Here is a 15,824-nt window from a genome sequence, read left to right on the forward strand (position 1 = left end):
TTTTCCGTGGCGATTTCTTCCAAGAAATCGGCGCGGCCCCGGCGGGTGGCCGGGGCATCCGATCATTGTGTCCGGCGCCGTATACGCCAAAGCGCGAAGCCTGTCATCACCACCCATGTGGCCGCGAGCAGGAACCATGTCACCGCGTATTCGAGGTGCCGGTTGGGGATCGCCTCGGTGCTCACCGGCATCGGCAGGATCGTCGGGTCGGGCGAGGTGCGTGCGATCACCAGCACCGGTTCGGTGCCCAGTTCGCGGGCCATTTTCGCCACGTCACGCGCATACCACCAGTTGCCCGCCACGTCGTCTTCCGGCGTCGAACTGTTGCGGTCATCGGGCCAGTGCAGGTTGCCCTCGATCTCGGCCGCGCCGAGGGAGCGGGATGCCTCGCGCGCCTCGGTGCGGACGAAACCCCGGTCGATCATGATCCGCCGCCCCGCGTCGGTGACGAAGGGCGCGATGACGCGGAACCCCGCGCCGAGATCGCGCGAAGAGACCAGCACCAGCAGCTCGCCGGGCTCGAAGCTGCCCGCCACGCGCACCGGGCGGTAACGATCGGCCTGCGGGTCGGGCGAGTCCGGGATGGCCGTGGGCGCGCCGCCGATCACCGCCTCGATCTCGGCGATCACGCCCTGTTTCCAGGCCAGCCGCTGCACCTGCCAGGTGCCCAGCCCGATGAAGACGGCAAGGCCGGCGAAGAGCAGGAACCCGGCGATGATCTGGCGTGTCATGGACGCTCCCGAACGAAAGGCGCGGGAGTTGCCCCCCGCGCCCTTGGTGTTCTCAGATTGCGCCTCCCGGCGCAAGCCCGGCTCAGGCACCCCAGACGTAGATCGAGGCGAACAGGAAGAGCCAGACCACGTCGACGAAGTGCCAGTACCAGGCGGCGGCCTCGAAGCCGACGTGATGCTCGGGGGTGAAGTGCCCCTTGATCGCCCGGATCAGGCAGACGAACAGGAACAGCGTTCCGATGATCACGTGGAAGCCGTGGAAGCCCGTCGCCATGAAGAAGTTGGCGCCGTAGATGTTGCCCGACAGGCCGAAGGCGGCGTGGCTGTATTCGTAGGCCTGAAAGAATGTGAAGAGCACCCCGAGGATGATCGCAAGGATCAACCCGTTGACCAGGTCCTTGCGGTTGTTCTCATGCACCAGCGCGTGGTGCGCCCAGGTGACGGCCGCGCCCGACAGCAGCAGGATCAGCGTGTTGATCAGCGGCAGGTGCCAGGGATCGAAGGTTTCGATTCCCGCCGGCGGCCAGACGCCGTCGACAGCCGGCGAGCCTTCGGTCATCGGATACAACGCGTGCTTGAAGAAGCTCCAGAACCACGCGAGGAAGAACATCACTTCCGACATGATGAAGAGGATGAAGCCGTAGCGCAGGCCGATCCGCACCACCGGGGTGTGATCGCCGGTCTGCGCCTCGTCCACCACGTCGGCCCACCATGCGAACATGGTGTAGAGCACGAGCAGCAGCCCGACGGCGAACATCCAGGGGGTGATGCCCTGCATCCAGAGCACCGCCCCGAACAGCATGATGAAAGCACCCACCGACGCGAGCAACGGGTGCATCGAGGGCGGCAAGATGTGGTAGTCGTGGTTTTTCGCGTGAGCCATGTTTCCGTCCCTGACCTTCTGGTTCTCCTGTTGGGGCGTGCAGGCCGCGCCCGCCCGCCCGGATATGTCCTTGTCCTAGTTCGTCGCGCTACCTGCCGCCTCGTCCAGCGCGAGCCCGGCGTAATCTTCGGGCAGCGGCGTCTGGTGGAAGGTGTAGGACAGCGTGATCGACTTGGCGTATTTCGCTTCGACGTCCCCGACGATCTCGGGATCGACGTAGAAAGTCACCGGCATCATCACCCGCTCGCCCGGCTGCAGCACCTGCTCGGTGAAGCAGAAGCAATCGATCTTGGTGAAGTATGCCCCCGCCGAGAACGGCGCGACGTTGTAGCTCGCGGTGCCTGCCACCGGTTCGTCCGACGGGTTGTAGGCCTCGTAGAAGGCCAGCCCGGTCTCGCCGATCCGCACTTCCATCTGTTTTTGAACCGGTTTGAATTCCCACGGCATGTCGCGCTCGAGCGAGGCGTCGAAACGGATCTTGATGGTCTTGTCGAGCACCACGTCGGAGCCGCTGGTGGCGGCGTTGGTGGTGCCGCCGTAACCGGTGACGCGGCAGAACCAGTCGTACATCGGCACCGCCGCCCAGGCCAGCGCGCCCATGAACACCACGACGCCGGCGGCTTTGGCCGCGGTCTTTTGGAACGCGTTCAGCTTCATTGCGTTGCCTCCGTGCCCGGCACGCCCAGTTCGTCCGACGGGTCGGTGCCCACCTTGGCGATGGTCAGCCCGAAGACCAGCGCGACCAGCAGCAACAGCACCACCCCGAGACCGACATTGCGGCTCAGGCGGCGGCGGTGCAGCTCGTGTTCGGCGCGGATTTGCGTAGCCATCCTACCAGCCTCCCAGCCCGTAGGGCGCGAGCGTGGCCTCGACCAGCAGCGCCCCGAAATGGCCGAACAGGTAGGCCAGCGACAGCTTGAAGAACCGGCGCTCGACGAGATGCTGGTCGGCCTCGCAGGCGGCGTCGTCGCGGCGCGAGATCGCGAAGGCGCCCTTGATGAACATCGCGTTCAGAACAACCGCAACGGTCATGTAGACCGGCCCGCCGATCGAGGTCAGCCCGAGCGCCAGCGCCACGACGGCGAGCGCGAGGGTGTAGCCGAGGATGTGGCGCCGGGTGGCGGCGCGGCCATGGGTCACCGTCAGCATCGGCACGTGGGCCTTGGCGTAGTCGTTCTTCACGAACAGCGCGAGCGCCCAGAAATGCGGCGGGGTCCAGGCGAAGGTGAGGGCGAACATCAGCACCGCCTCGACGCTGACGCTGCCGGTGGCCACGGCCCAGCCGATCATCGGCGGGAAGGCCCCGGCCGCGCCGCCGATCACGATGTTCTGCGGCGTCGCGCGCTTGAGCCACATCGTGTAGATCACGACGTAGAAGAAGATGGTGAAGGCCAGCAGCCCGGCGGCGACGGCGTTGGCGGCGAGGAACAGCATCACCACCGCCATGAACGACAGAGCGATGCCGATGGCGAAGGCCTCGCCCTCGGCCACCTTGCCGGCCGGGATCGGGCGCTTGCGGGTGCGGTTCATCAGCCGGTCGATATCGGCGTCCCACCACATGTTGAGCGCCCCCGAGGCGCCGCCGCCCAGCGCGATGAACAGGATCGCGGCGAGCGCCACCATCGGGTGCACCGAAACCGGCGCCACGATCAGCCCCACCAGCGCGGTGAACACGACGAGCGACATCACCCGCGGCTTGAGCAGCGCGAAGTAATCGCCGAAGCCCGCTTCCTTCTCGGCGTCGAAGGCGCTGGAATTGGTGGAGGTATCGGTCATCGGATCGCCCTGCCCGTCGTTCTGCCCGCTGCGCGCCGGCCGATCACTCGGCCGCGGCCAGCGTCAGCGTCGCCGGGTTGCCCGCGTATTCGTCGATCGCACCGCGCAGCCACGCATCATAGGCCGTTTGCGATACCGCCTTCACGGTGATCGGCATGTAGGCGTGGTCCTTGCCGCAAAGCTCGGAGCACTGGCCGAAGTACACGCCTTCCTTGCCTTCCTCGACGGTGAACCAAAGCTCGGCGAGGCGGCCCGGCACGGCGTCCTGCTTCACGCCGAAGGCGGGGATCGTCCAGGAGTGAATCACGTCCGCGCCGGTGACCTGGATCACCACCTTCTTGCCGGTCGGCACCACCACGGCGGTGTCGGTCGCCAGCAGGTAGAGATCGTCGGTGTAGCCGTGCTCGGCGAGGGCGTCCTTGGCCAGCATGAAGCTGTCGAAGCCGAACTCGTGATCGACGTATTCATAGCTCCAGTACCACTGGTTGCCGATCGCCTTGATCACCACGTCGCCCTCGGGGATTTCCTGCTGCTTGAACAGCACCGGCAGCGAGTTGGCACCGATGAACACGAGGATCAGGATCGGGATCAGCGTCCAGGCGATCTCGATCGGGGTGTTGTGGGTGAAACGCTTCGGCTCGGCGTTCATGCGGCGGTTGTAACGCACGATCACCCAGAGCATCAGCAGCCCGACGAAGGCCGAGATCGCAACGATGATGTAGAGCAGCATGTGGTCGAGCGCGTAGGTCGCGGCGGCAACGTCGGTTGCAGCGGGTTGAAGCGAAAGGCCACCGGGAACCGGCTTGCCGAGCACTTCAAGATCCTGGGCCCGGGCCGCAGCCGCACCGAGGGTTGCCGAAAGAAAGGCCATGGGCCACAGGGTCTTTTTCATCGCGTGCATTCCGTAACTTCCTGTCTCGAGGCGTTTTTTGGCGCCACTCTCCCGGGCACTCCGCAAGATAAGCGGGAATCCCGTTGTCTCCCGACCTTGGTGAAACCATATTCACCGGACGGGAACAAGGAAAATCCTGCGCCACTATGACACACCTATGCATTTTGACGCATGTGAAAGGAAAAACATGACCGACGCCGCTCCGTTTCGCCCCTTCGACACGCATCTTGACGAATCCCGCGCGCTGACCACCCTGCGCGCCGCGACCGAGGGTGGCGACGATGGCGAGTTGTTCCTCGAACGGCGGCGCTCCGAGGCGCTGGTGTTCGACGACGGCCGGCTGAAGACGGCCAGCTACGACGCCTCCGAGGGTTTCGGGCTGCGCGCGGTCAACGGCGACACCGCAGGGTATGCCCACGCCACCGAGATCTCCGAGGCCGCGCTCAAGCGGGCGGCCGAGACCACCCGCCTCGCCGTGGGCGCCGGGGGCGGCACCCTGGCCGAGTCCCCCGCCCGCACCAACCGCCGCCTCTATGCCGATGCCGACCCGATGGCCGATGCGAGCTTCCCGGTGAAGGTCGAAACCCTGCGCGAGATCGACGCCTATGCCCGCGAGAAAGACCCGCGCGTGGTGCAGGTTTCCGCCACCATCGCCGCCAGCCTGCAGGAGGTCACCATCCTGCGCCCCGACGGCACGCTGGTGTCGGACACCCGGCCGATGGCGCGGCTCAACGTGAGCGTGATCGTGGAACAGAACGGCCGGCGCGAGAGCGGCGGCCACGGCGGCGGCGGGCGCGCCGGGCTCGCCCACCTGATCGCGCCGGAAAACTGGAAGGCGGCCACCGACGAGGCGCTGCGCATCGCGCTGGTCAACCTTTCGGCCGAACCCGCCCCCGCCGGGATGATGGACGTGGTGCTCGGCGCCGGCTGGCCCGGCATTCTGCTGCACGAGGCGGTCGGCCACGGGCTTGAGGGCGACTTCAACCGCAAGGGCACCTCGGCCTTCACCGGCATGATCGGCCAGCAGGTCGCGGCGAAGGGCGTCACCGTGGTCGACGACGGCACCCTGCCCGACCGGCGCGGCTCGCTCACCGTCGACGACGAGGGCACGCCTTCAAACCGCACCGTGCTGATCGAGGACGGCGTGCTCGTGGGCTACATGCAGGACCGCCAGAACGCCCGGCTGATGGGCGTTTCCCCCACCGGCAACGGCCGGCGCGAGAGTTATGCCCACACCCCGATGCCGCGGATGACCAACACCATCATGGAGGGCGGCAACGCCAGCCGCGAGGAGGTGATCGGCGAGATGAAGGACGGGATCTACGCCGTGGGCTTCGGCGGCGGACAGGTCGATATCACCAACGGCAAGTTCGTGTTTTCCTGCACCGAGGCCTACCGGGTGAAGAACGGTGTGATCGGCGCGCCGGTGAAGGGCGCCACGATCATCGGCGACGGCCCCGAGGCGATGCAGCGCATCCGCGCCATCGCGAACGACATGGAACTCGATCCCGGCATCGGCAATTGCGGCAAGGCCGGGCAATGGGTGCCGGTGGGCGTGGGCCAGCCGACGTTGCTGATCGGCGGGCTGACGGTGGGGGGCTCGGCGGCGGCCTGAGGGGGCTGCGAGGGAAACGAGCCTTCCGCCTCCTGCCCCCCGGTAACCGGGCGTTAACCATTTCGGGCGCATGGTTAAGGGGCAAGAGACGGAATCAGGTGTGCCAGTTGGATCTTTTCCCTTCCCCCCACCCCCTCACCCCACCCCGAAGCGAGGAAGATGTGCTCGCCTGGCTCCGACTCTTGCGCTCACGCCGTGTCGGCGTGACCACCTTTTTCCGACTGATGCGTGAACATGGCTCGGCCCAGGCCGCGCTCGAGGCGCTGCCCGAGATTGCGCGCGTCGCCGGGGTCGAGGCCTATGAGCCCTGCCCGCTGCCGGTGGCCGAGCAGGAACTGCGCGCGGCGCGCTACGCCGGCGCGCGCTTCATCGCCTTCGGCAGCCCGGACTACCCCGCCCAGCTTTCCGACATCGCCGATCCGCCGCCGTTCTTCTGGGCGGTGGGCGACGTTACCCTGCTGCAGCGTTCCACCGTCGCGCTCGTCGGCGCGCGCAACGCCTCCTCGCTCGGCACCCGCATGGCGCGGCGGCTGGCCGAGGAACTGGGGCAGAAGGGCCATGTCGTCGTCTCCGGCCTCGCCCGCGGGATCGACACCGCCGCCCACAAGGCCGCGCTCCCCACTGGCACCATCGCCGTGCTCGCCAGCGGGGTCGACGTGATCTACCCGACGGAAAACACCGTGCTCGGCGAGGAGATCGGCCGCGAGGGGCTGCGGCTTTCGGAGGCGCCGATGGGCATGAGCCCGCAGGCCCGCCACTTCCCGCAGCGCAACCGGATCATCTCCGGGCTGGCGCGCGCCGTCGTCGTCGTCGAGGCCGCCAGCCGGTCCGGCTCGCTGATCACCGCGCGCGGCGCGCTCGACCAGGGGCGTGACGTGCTCGCCGTGCCCGGCCACCCGTTCGATGCCCGCGCCGCCGGCTGCAACATGCTGATCCGTGACGGCGCGACGCTGGTGCGCAGCGCGGCCGACGTGATCGAACTGCTGGGGGAAATTCCGGCCCCGGCGGTCGCGACCGAAACAGCGCCGGCGCAAAATCCCGAAATCCCCGCCCCCCCGCCGCAAACCCGCACCCCGGGCGAGACCCGCGAGTTGCACCGGCAGATCCTCGAGCGCCTCGGCCCCAGCCCGGTGGCCGAAGACCAGCTGATCCGCGACCTTGCCCTGCCCGCCGCCCGGATCACCCCCGAACTGGTCAACCTCGAGCTTGAAGGCCGGATCCAGCGCCAGCCCGGCGGCCTGGTGAACCGGCTGGAGTGATTGCGCCCGCGTTTTCCGGCGCGGAAAACGCCACGGAATTCGATGCGAATTCCGGTGCGGAAATCGCATGATTTCCGCCCCCGCCCGACGCAGGCAGCGCGCATCTTCTTGCCAGCCTGCCGATCCGGTGCTTACACTTCGCCGGTCCTCTCCTGGAAGGGTGAAAACATGCTCCGTTCGGCCCTGGCGCGCGCCGCCGCAATGATCGGTGTCGCCACCGCGGCCGGCGCCTCCGACCACGACGGCGAGGACTGGTTCGTGGCCGACAACGTGCTCGGCATTTTCTACCACGAACTCGGCCACGCCCTCGTCGACATCGAGGGCATCCCGATCTTCGGCCAGGAAGAAGACGCGGCGGACGTGTTCTCGATCTTCCTGATCGACGTTCTGTTCGAGGAAGAAACCGCCGTCGACCTCGCCTATAACGCCGCCTTCGGCTTCTGGGCCGAGGCGCTTCTGAGCGCGCAGGAGGGGTTCGAAACCGCCTGGTGGGACGTGCACGGCCCCGACGAGCAGCGGTTCTACAACACCGTCTGCCTGTTCTACGGCGCCGCCCCCGAGGACCGCGACGATTTCGCCGCCGATCTCGACCTGCCGGAAGAGCGCGCCGAAACCTGCGCGGAGGAATACTGGCTGGCGGCGGAGAGCTGGGGCGGCGTGCTCGACGAGATCAGCGAACGGCAGGACGGCCACGAGATCGTTTTCGCGTCGGGCGACGGCTTCGCCGCCGACATCCTGCGCGACGAGATCGCCGCGCTGAACGCCGATCTGCGGCTGGCCCTGCCGCTCGCGGTATCGGTCGAGGCCTGCGACGAGCCCAACGCCTTCTACGACCCCGAGACCACCGAGATCGTGTTCTGCGCCGAGTTCGAGGATCACCTGCGCGCGCTCTACCGCCTGATGGAGCCCTGAAGCCCTCGGCGCGCCGATGGCGAGGCCCCGGCAAATCGCCCGGCATTGACATTGCCCCACCGCGTCACCCATCTAACGGCCCCATGGCCCTGCGGGGCGAGTCGAAAGGAAGTTCATGCCCGTCGTCGTTGTCGAAAGCCCGGCCAAAGCCAAGACGATCAACAAGTATCTCGGTTCCGACTACACGGTTCTGGCCTCCTACGGGCATGTGCGCGACCTGCCGCCGAAGGACGGATCGGTCGATCCCGATCACGGTTTCGAGATGACGTGGGAAGTCGGGGCCGACAGCAAGAAGCACATCAAGGCCATCGCGGACGCGCTCGCCAAGGACAACGCGCTCATTCTCGCCACCGACCCCGACCGCGAGGGCGAGGCGATCTCCTGGCACCTCGAGGAAACCCTGCGCAAGCGCCGGGCGATCAAGAAGGACACACCGGTTTCCCGCGTGGTGTTCAACGCGATCACCAAGGCGGCGGTGACGCAGGCGATGCAGAACCCCCGCGAGGTCGACCAGCCGCTTGTTGATGCCTACCTCGCGCGCCGCGCGCTCGACTACCTCGTCGGCTTCAACCTTTCGCCGGTGCTCTGGCGCAAGCTGCCCGGGGCGCGCTCGGCCGGCCGGGTGCAATCGGTCTGCCTGCGGCTGATCGTGGAACGCGAGATGGAGATCGAGGCCTTCAAGGCGCGCGAATACTGGTCGGTCACCGCCGAGCTGGAAACCCCGCGCGGGCAAGCCTATTCCGCCCGCCTCGTCAGCCTCGGCGGCAAGAAGCTCGACCGATTCGACATTCCGAACGAGACCGAGGCGAGCCTCGCGGTGCAGGCGGTGACCTCGCGCGATCTCGTGGTGCAGTCGGTCGAGGCCAAGCCCGCCAGCCGCAACCCCTCCGCCCCGTTCATGACCTCGACGCTGCAGCAGGAGGCCAGCCGCAAGTTCGGCTTCGGCGCGCGCCAGACCATGAGCACCGCGCAGCGGCTCTACGAGGCGGGCTACATCACCTACATGCGGACCGACGGGATCGACATGGCGCCGGAGGCCATCGAGGCCGCACGCGCCGAGATCGAGACCCGCTACGGCGCCAACTACGTGCCCGGCAGCCCCCGGATCTACAAGAACAAGGCCAAGAACGCGCAGGAAGCGCACGAGTGCATCCGGCCGACCGACATGAGCCTCGACGCCTCCGCCCTCGGGCGGCTCGAAGCCGACCAGCGCAAGCTCTACGACCTGATCTGGAAGCGCACGCTGGCCTGCCAGATGGAGGGCGCGCGGCTCGAGCGCACCACGGTGGAGATCGGCAGCGCCGACGGCCAGGTGGGCCTGCGCGCCACCGGGCAGGTGGTTCTGTTCGACGGCTTCCTCAAGGTCTATGAGGAGGGCCGCGACGACGTGCTCGCCGAGGAGGACGACGACAAGCGCCTGCCGCAGATTGCGCAGGGCGAAGCCGCGCCCAAGCGCGCCGTGACGCCCGAGCAGCACCACACCCAGCCGCCGCCGCGCTACACCGAGGCAAGCCTGGTGAAGCGGATGGAAGAGCTTGGCATCGGCCGGCCCTCGACCTATGCCAGCATCGTCACCACGATCCAGGAGCGCGAATACGTCCGCAAGGACAAGAACCGCCTGATCCCGGAAGACAAGGGCCGGATCGTCACCATCTTCCTGCTCAACTTCTTCCGCAAATACGTTGGCTACGAGTTCACCGCTCATCTCGAGGAGGAGCTCGACGAGATCTCGGCCGGTGATCTCGATTACCGCGAAGTGCTGGCGCGGTTCTGGCGCGATTTCTCCGCCGCGATCGCCGAAACCAGCGAATTGCGCATCTCGGAGGTGCTCGACAAACTCGACGCCGCGCTCGCGCCGCAGCTCTACCCCGAGCGCGAAGACGGCTCGGACCCGCGCGCCTGCCCGCTTTGCGGCGACGGCAAGCTGCACCTGAAAACCTCGCGCTCCGGCGGCTTCGTCGGCTGTTCGAACTATCCCGAATGCCGCTACACCCGCCCGATCGGCGGCGGCGAGGACGGCAACGGCGGCGACCGGGTGCTTGGCGTCGACAACGGCGACGAGATCTCGTTGCGCTCGGGCCGCTTCGGCCCCTACGTGCAGCGCGGCGAGGCGACCGAGGACAACAAGAAGCCGCCGCGCGCCAGCCTGCCCAAGGGCTGGAGCGCCGATGCGATGGACCTCGAAAAGGCGCTGATGCTGCTCAGCCTGCCGCGCGAAGTGGGCAAGCACCCCGAAGACGGCCAGCCGATCAGCGCCAATTTCGGCCGCTTCGGCCCCTACCTGATGCACCAGAAGCCCGACGAGGCCAAGCCGGTCTATGCCAACCTGAAAGATCCCGACGATGTGTTCGAGATCGGCATGAACCGGGCGGTGGAACTGATCGACCACAAGCGCGCCAATCCCGGGCGCGGGCGCGGTGCGGCGGCCAAGCCCCTGCGCGAACTCGGCGAGCACCCCGAAAAAGGCAGCGCGATCAACGTGATGGAAGGCCGCTACGGGCCTTACGTCAAGTGGGAGAAGGTCAACGCCACGCTGCCCAAGGATGTTGATCCTCAATCGGTGACGCTGGAGCAGGCGGTGGCGCTGATCGACGAAAAGGCGGCGAAGGGCGGCAAGAAGGCCCCCGCGCGCAAGAAGAAGGCCTGAGCCGCCCCTCGGCGAGGCCGCTTCAAAAGAACTGCCGAAGCTCCGGGGTTCGGGCGAGGAAATCGCCCAGCCCCTCCCACCAGCCGGGGGTTTGTTCGCGTTTGCCCTTCTTCGCCGTCTCTTCCACCATGTCGTGAAGACGCTCCGCCACCGCGCGGTCGAGGAAGACGAAGCCGTTCTCGGTATCGTGCAGGAAGCTGCGGATGTTGAGGTTGGTCGACGCCACGATCGCCGCGCGCCGGTCGACCACGAAAATCTTGGTGTGCAGCAGCCGGTTCTCGGGGGTGTAGACGCGCATGTCGAAAAGCTCGGCGCGGCGTTGGAAGTAATTGGTGTTGAGACCGTTCACGAAAACCGCCGGCGGCTCGCCGCCCACCTCGCGGGTGATCAGCCGCACCCGCACCCCGCGCCCCGCGGCGCGCGCGAGCGCGGCGTCGATCGCGGGGGTGGGATAGGTGAAGGGCGAGATCGAGACGATCTCGGAGCGCGCCGCGTCGATCAGGTCGACGTAGAGCGCCTCCTGGGTCTGGGCGTCGGCCCAGGGCAGCGAGAGGAAATGGCGCACCAGCCCCTCGCGCGGCGCGTCGGACCGAACGACCTCGCCCGCAACCTGGGCCGCGCTGAGCGAGCCCCGCCGGTCCCGGTGCCAGAACTTGCCGAACTGGGAGATGACATCGCCGACCACCGCGCGGTCGAGCAGCGCGATCTCGAAATCCTCGTAGGGCGAGAAGAAGGCGAAGATGTTGTCGAGCCCGCGGGCGTTTTCGTAATCGTGCAGGAACGGCCGGGTCGGCCGGTTGGTCAACTCCGGCAGAAAGAACATGTCGTGCAGGTTGCGCCCCCCGACGATGGCGAAATCGTGCCCCGGCTCTTCGGCGATGGCAGCGAAGAGCTTCACGTGGTTGGAGCGCTGGTAGCGATCAAGCAACGTGCCGCCGGACGCGATCGGTCCCTCGGGCTCCCAGCGGTAATACTGGATCTGCACGTTGGGGTGCTGGTAGGCAAGCGCCTCGATCAGCCGCCGGTCCTTGCCGAACATCAAGCCGTTGGAGACCATCAGGCGCACCTTGGTGCCACGCGCAGCGTGGAAGGCGAGCGCGCGCGCGAGCAGGTAGCCCGAAAGATCGGCGCGGATGTGCAGGGTGGATACCACGATCTGCTCGAACCGGGGCGCGCGCGAGAAATCGAGCGGCATGTCGGGATCGCCGCTGGCGAGGCGCGCGCGCGAGATCGGCGCGCCGGTGAGCCGTTCGAGCCGGATCGCGAGGGCCTCGATCTCGTCGCCGAGCAGCCGGGTTTCGCCGGTGGGGCGCGCGCAGGTCAGCGACAGCGGGCGCGCCGCGAAGAAGGCGCGCGCCAGAGGGTCGAGCGCCTCGTCGGGCGGGCGGATGCAGGTATCGCTACGCAGGTCGCGCCGGACGTTGACCGGGTCGGCCCGGTCTTCGGCCACGAGCGCGAGGCTGTGGCCGGCCCAGTCGAGCCGGCAGGCGCCGGTTTCGGGCGGCAGAACGATCCGGGGCATCACCTCGCCGTGGCGCCCAGGCAGGGTGAAGCGGCGCTCGGCGCCGGGCCGCAGGTAGAGGCCGGGCAAGGCCCCGGTGACGAGCCGCGCCGGGCCATCGCAGGAGAGCCGCGCGCCGGTGGCCGCGGGCAGCGACGAGGCAAGCGTGATCCGGGTTTCCGCCGCGCCGTGGCGGGGGAAATCGAACCGCGCATCGGCGCGATCCGGCCCGGCGGCGGAGAGGTAGATGGTGGCCTCGAGCAATGCCCCGCCCGGATCGGGCCCGCGCGGCGGTGTGACCACCGGCACCGCGCAGGCGGCAAGCACCGCCAGCCCGGCCAATGCGGCAAGCGCGCGCGCCCTGATCGTCACCCGATTCACCCGAACCCCCGCACCTTGCCACACGTCCACCTGGCCCCGAAGCTAGACCGCCCCGACAGGCAGCACAAGACGCGCCGCGGCGGGCCTCAACGCGTCGCCAGCGTCTCGGTCGACACCGCGCCGTCGAGCCCGTTCGAGCCGTAGACCCAGGACAGGATGTCATACCAGTCTTCCGGCCGCTTGTTCGACATGATCTGGTTGCGCAGCTCGGCATGGGCGCCGGCGGGGTGGTAGATGTGATCGCCGATCTCGCGGCTTTGCAGCTGGATCCGCGCCGTGCGGGCGCGGCGCATCTTCTGGTAATCGTTTAGCTTTTTCTCGGCGTCGCCAAGGCCCTCAGCCATCACGTGGGCCAGCGCCACGGCATCCTCCATCGCCATGCAGGCGCCTTGCGCGAAATACTGCAATTGCGGGTGCGCCGCGTCACCGAGCACCGCCACCCTGCCATCCACCCAGTTGTCGGCGGGGTCGCGGTCGCACAGCACCCAGCGTTTCCAGTTCTCGCCCCGGTCGATGATCTGGCGGGCGACGGGGGCGACGTGTTCGAAGCCCTTGCGCACCTCGTCATGACTGACCGGCACGCCGTTCTCGGGTGACGGCGCGTTGTTGTGGTAGGTGACCACGAGGTTGAACACCTTCCAGCCCGAAAGCGGGTAATGCACGATGTGGCATTTAGGCCCGGCCCAGAGGGTGGCGGCGTTCCAGCGCAGATCCTCGGGCATGTCCTCGGTGGGGATCACCGAACGGTAGGTGGTGTGACCCGACACCCGCGGGGCACCGTCGCCGATCACCTTGCGGCGCACGTTCGACCACAGCCCGTCGGCGCCGATCATGACGCTGCCGGTCACCCTGTCGCCATCCGCAAGGATCGCGGTGGCGCTCTTTTCGTCCTGGTCGTAGTCCACCACTTCCGCCGAAGTGCGCAGCTCCACCAGCGGCTCCGCCTCGCAGGCGCGCAGGAAGACGCCGTGCAGATCGCCCCGATGCACCACGGCGTAAGGGTTGCCGAAACGGGCGCGGAAATCGTCGCCGAGCGGGATGCGGGTGATCTCGTGGCCCTCGATCGCATCCATCAGGCGCAGGTTGTCGATATAGACCGCCATCTCGCGCGCCGCGTCGCCGACGCCGAGGTAGTCGAAAGCGTGGAAGGCGTTGGGGCCAAGCTGGATGCCGGCGCCGATCTCGCCCAGCCGGCCGGCCTTTTCCAGCACGATGGACGCCACGCCCTTCTGCGCGAGCCCGATGGCGGTGGCGAGGCCGCCGATGCCGCCGCCGGCGATGATGATGCGATCTTGTGCCATGCGTAGTCTCCTTCTCGGGGCCGTTTTCCGTACGGAAAACGCTTCGGATCCCGGACGGGATCCGTTGCGGAAATCGTCCGATTTCCGCCCGGTGCCGTTATTCCGCCGTGCCGACGGTGAGCGAGATCGGGGCGAGCCCGTCGATGCCGCCGGTGATCTCGTCGCCGGCCACCACAGGGCCGACGCCCGCGGGCGTGCCGGTCATGATCACGTCGCCGGGGCGCAGGTGGTAGTATTTCGACAGGTCCACCACGATCTCGGCGCAGCCATGGATCAGGTCGGAGAGCAGCGCGTCCTGCTTCACCTCGCCATTGACCGCGAGGTGAATGCGCTGCGGGCCGATCTCGCCGATCTCCTCCGCCCTGGTGAGGTCTGCGAAGACCGCCGAGCCCTCGACGTCCTTGCCGGTGTCCCACGGCCTGCCCTTCTCGCGGGCGGCGAGTTGCAGATCGCGCCGGGTCATGTCGAGCGCCGCGCCATAGGCGTAGATCGCGGCTTGCGCCTGGTCCATCGTGGCGCGGAACACCGGCGCGCCGATCACCAGCGCAAGTTCCATCTCGTAGTGGAAATTCTCCGTGCCCGGCGGATAGGGCAGCGTGGCGCCGCTCGCCAGCGTGTGCTGCGCCGACTTGGTGAAGTAGAACGGCGCCTCGCGGTCCACCTCCACGCCCATCTCGGCGGCATGGGCGGCGTAATTGCGCCCGACGCAGAAGATGCGCACCACGGGGTAGCCCGCCGCCGCGCCCTTCACCGGGATCACGGGAGTTTCGGGGATCGGGAAGAGAGTATCGGTCATCGTGCGCGTTCCTCGTAGTAGCCTAGTTTGTCCTGCAGCGGCCGGTCATGGACCCGGACGAGGAAGCATTCCTCCTCGGCCTCGAAGGCGATCCGGGCGAACACCGGCGCGCTGAACGTGTCTTTCGGGCCGAAGGCGAAGCTTTCGCCGTCGATCTGCGCCCGGCCCCGGCCCTTGACCACGTGGTAGGCAGCCGAGGACGAGCGCAGGGGGGGGGCGTCCTTCGCGCCCGCCGCGATCATCATCGCGGTGAAGCCCATCGTCGGCAGCACGTCGTCGCCGGTTTCGGGGTTGACGTAATCGAGCTCGATCGGCCCGTCGGTATAGCGCGCCATCTCGCGCAGCGCCGCCTCGGTGCGGCCCCAGGGGTAGCGCATCATCGGGTAGCGGCGCGGGCCGCGCCCCGGCCGGCGGCTCGGGGCGAGGCCGGCGGAAAGGTATTCCACCTGGCTCGCGTCGGGCCGGTTGCGCTGGGCCTGTAGCGGGCCTTCCTTGGCATAGGAGCCTTCGAGATAGACGAAGAGCGGCAGGTCGAGCGCATCGAGCCAGACCACGGGCTCCTCGCCCTCGTGGCCGTGATCGTGCCATTCGCCGCCCGGCGTGAGCACGAGGTCGCCCTCCTCCATCGGCAGCTTTTCCCCGTCGACGACGGTGAAGCCGCCCTTGCCCTCGACGACGATGCGCACGGCGGAAGGCGTGTGGACATGGGCGGGCGCGGTCTCGCCCGGTAGCAGCAGTTGCAGCCCGAGGTAGATCGAGGCGGTGGCCTGCATCGCCCCGGCCCCGCGCCCCGGATCGGACAGCACCAGCACCCGGCGCTCGGCCTTTTCCACCGGCGTGAGTTCGCCCGCGCGCAGGAGCAGCGGGCGGATCGCCTCGTAGTTCCAGTAGCCCGGACGGGTCACCGGCCTCGGCGCGTCATGCGGCAGCACGTTGCGCATCATCGGCCAGAGCGGCGCCACCCCCGCCTCCGTCATCGCGTCGCGATAATCCTGCGGCAGGTCTTCGAGCGTTCCCAGCTGGGTCATGGCATTCTCCCTCTCCCCCGAGTCGTTTTGGTGTGTATACGTATGATACGTATACTTGTCAAATCCATCCCGCGTCGCTAGTCTGACCGTGAAGGAGACCGG

At 67.9% G+C, this 15,824-nt stretch carries 14 protein-coding genes; 4 read left to right on the forward strand and 10 right to left on the reverse strand.

Features of this window, described 5'->3' with window-relative positions:
* Positions 1–62: 62 nt before the first annotated feature.
* The 6 genes from IEW01_RS14635 to coxB form a co-directional block, all read right to left on the reverse strand.
* Complete coding sequence (locus tag IEW01_RS14635) at positions 63–731, reverse strand: SURF1 family protein (protein ID WP_188529053.1); 669 nt, start codon at positions 729–731, stop codon at positions 63–65.
* 82 nt (positions 732–813) lie between these two features.
* Complete coding sequence (locus IEW01_RS14640; RefSeq protein ID WP_188529055.1) at positions 814–1,614, reverse strand: cytochrome c oxidase subunit 3; 801 nt, start codon at positions 1,612–1,614, stop codon at positions 814–816.
* Positions 1,615–1,689: 75 nt separating this feature from the next.
* The gene (locus IEW01_RS14645; RefSeq protein ID WP_188529056.1) at positions 1,690–2,271 is read right to left on the reverse strand and encodes a cytochrome c oxidase assembly protein; all 582 of its coding nucleotides are present in this window, start codon (positions 2,269–2,271) and stop codon (positions 1,690–1,692) included.
* Positions 2,268–2,444: a cytochrome c oxidase system small membrane protein gene (locus tag IEW01_RS14650; protein WP_188529058.1), complete on the reverse strand. Its 177-nt coding sequence runs from the start codon at positions 2,442–2,444 to the stop codon at positions 2,268–2,270. The genes IEW01_RS14645 and IEW01_RS14650 overlap by 4 nt, the downstream gene beginning before the upstream one ends.
* Position 2,445: 1 nt before the next feature.
* Positions 2,446–3,390, reverse strand: coding sequence for a heme o synthase (cyoE, locus tag IEW01_RS14655; protein WP_188529060.1), 945 nt, complete (start codon positions 3,388–3,390; stop codon positions 2,446–2,448).
* 43 nt (positions 3,391–3,433) lie between these two features.
* Positions 3,434–4,282, reverse strand: coding sequence for a cytochrome c oxidase subunit II (coxB, locus tag IEW01_RS14660; RefSeq protein WP_188529062.1), 849 nt, complete (start codon positions 4,280–4,282; stop codon positions 3,434–3,436).
* 187 nt (positions 4,283–4,469) lie between these two features.
* Here coxB and tldD point away from each other — a divergent pair, with 187 nt between their 5' ends.
* The 4 genes from tldD to topA all read left to right on the forward strand — a co-directional run bounded on the left by tldD (position 4,470) and on the right by topA (position 10,715).
* A complete protein-coding gene (tldD, locus tag IEW01_RS14665) occupies positions 4,470–5,897 on the forward strand; it encodes a metalloprotease TldD (protein WP_188529064.1) in 1,428 nt (475 codons plus the stop codon).
* A 107-nt stretch (positions 5,898–6,004) separates the two neighbouring features.
* A complete protein-coding gene (gene dprA, locus IEW01_RS14670) occupies positions 6,005–7,156 on the forward strand; it encodes a DNA-processing protein DprA (RefSeq protein ID WP_498049903.1) in 1,152 nt (383 codons plus the stop codon).
* 168 nt (positions 7,157–7,324) lie between these two features.
* Entirely contained in the window at positions 7,325–8,068 is a 744-nt protein-coding gene (locus IEW01_RS14675; protein ID WP_188529068.1) for a DUF4344 domain-containing metallopeptidase, read from the forward strand.
* Positions 8,069–8,183: 115 nt separating this feature from the next.
* A complete protein-coding gene (gene topA / locus IEW01_RS14680) occupies positions 8,184–10,715 on the forward strand; it encodes a type I DNA topoisomerase (protein ID WP_188529070.1) in 2,532 nt (843 codons plus the stop codon).
* Positions 10,716–10,737: 22 nt separating this feature from the next.
* On the opposite strand, the gene IEW01_RS14685 is transcribed toward topA, so the two are convergent.
* The 4 genes from IEW01_RS14685 to IEW01_RS14700 form a co-directional block, all read right to left on the reverse strand.
* Complete coding sequence (locus IEW01_RS14685; RefSeq protein WP_188529072.1) at positions 10,738–12,588, reverse strand: phospholipase D-like domain-containing protein; 1,851 nt, start codon at positions 12,586–12,588, stop codon at positions 10,738–10,740.
* A gap of 95 nt (positions 12,589–12,683) precedes the next feature.
* Complete coding sequence (locus IEW01_RS14690; protein ID WP_188529074.1) at positions 12,684–13,898, reverse strand: 3-hydroxybenzoate 6-monooxygenase; 1,215 nt, start codon at positions 13,896–13,898, stop codon at positions 12,684–12,686.
* Positions 13,899–13,995: 97 nt separating this feature from the next.
* Entirely contained in the window at positions 13,996–14,694 is a 699-nt protein-coding gene (locus IEW01_RS14695; RefSeq protein WP_188529076.1) for a fumarylacetoacetate hydrolase family protein, read from the reverse strand.
* The gene (locus IEW01_RS14700; RefSeq protein WP_188529078.1) at positions 14,691–15,722 is read right to left on the reverse strand and encodes a cupin domain-containing protein; all 1,032 of its coding nucleotides are present in this window, start codon (positions 15,720–15,722) and stop codon (positions 14,691–14,693) included. The genes IEW01_RS14695 and IEW01_RS14700 overlap by 4 nt, the downstream gene beginning before the upstream one ends.
* Positions 15,723–15,824: the final 102 nt, after the last annotated feature.

Source organism: Sinisalibacter lacisalsi (genome assembly GCF_014640115.1).
GTDB classification, from domain to species: Bacteria; Pseudomonadota; Alphaproteobacteria; order Rhodobacterales; family Rhodobacteraceae; genus Sinisalibacter; species Sinisalibacter lacisalsi.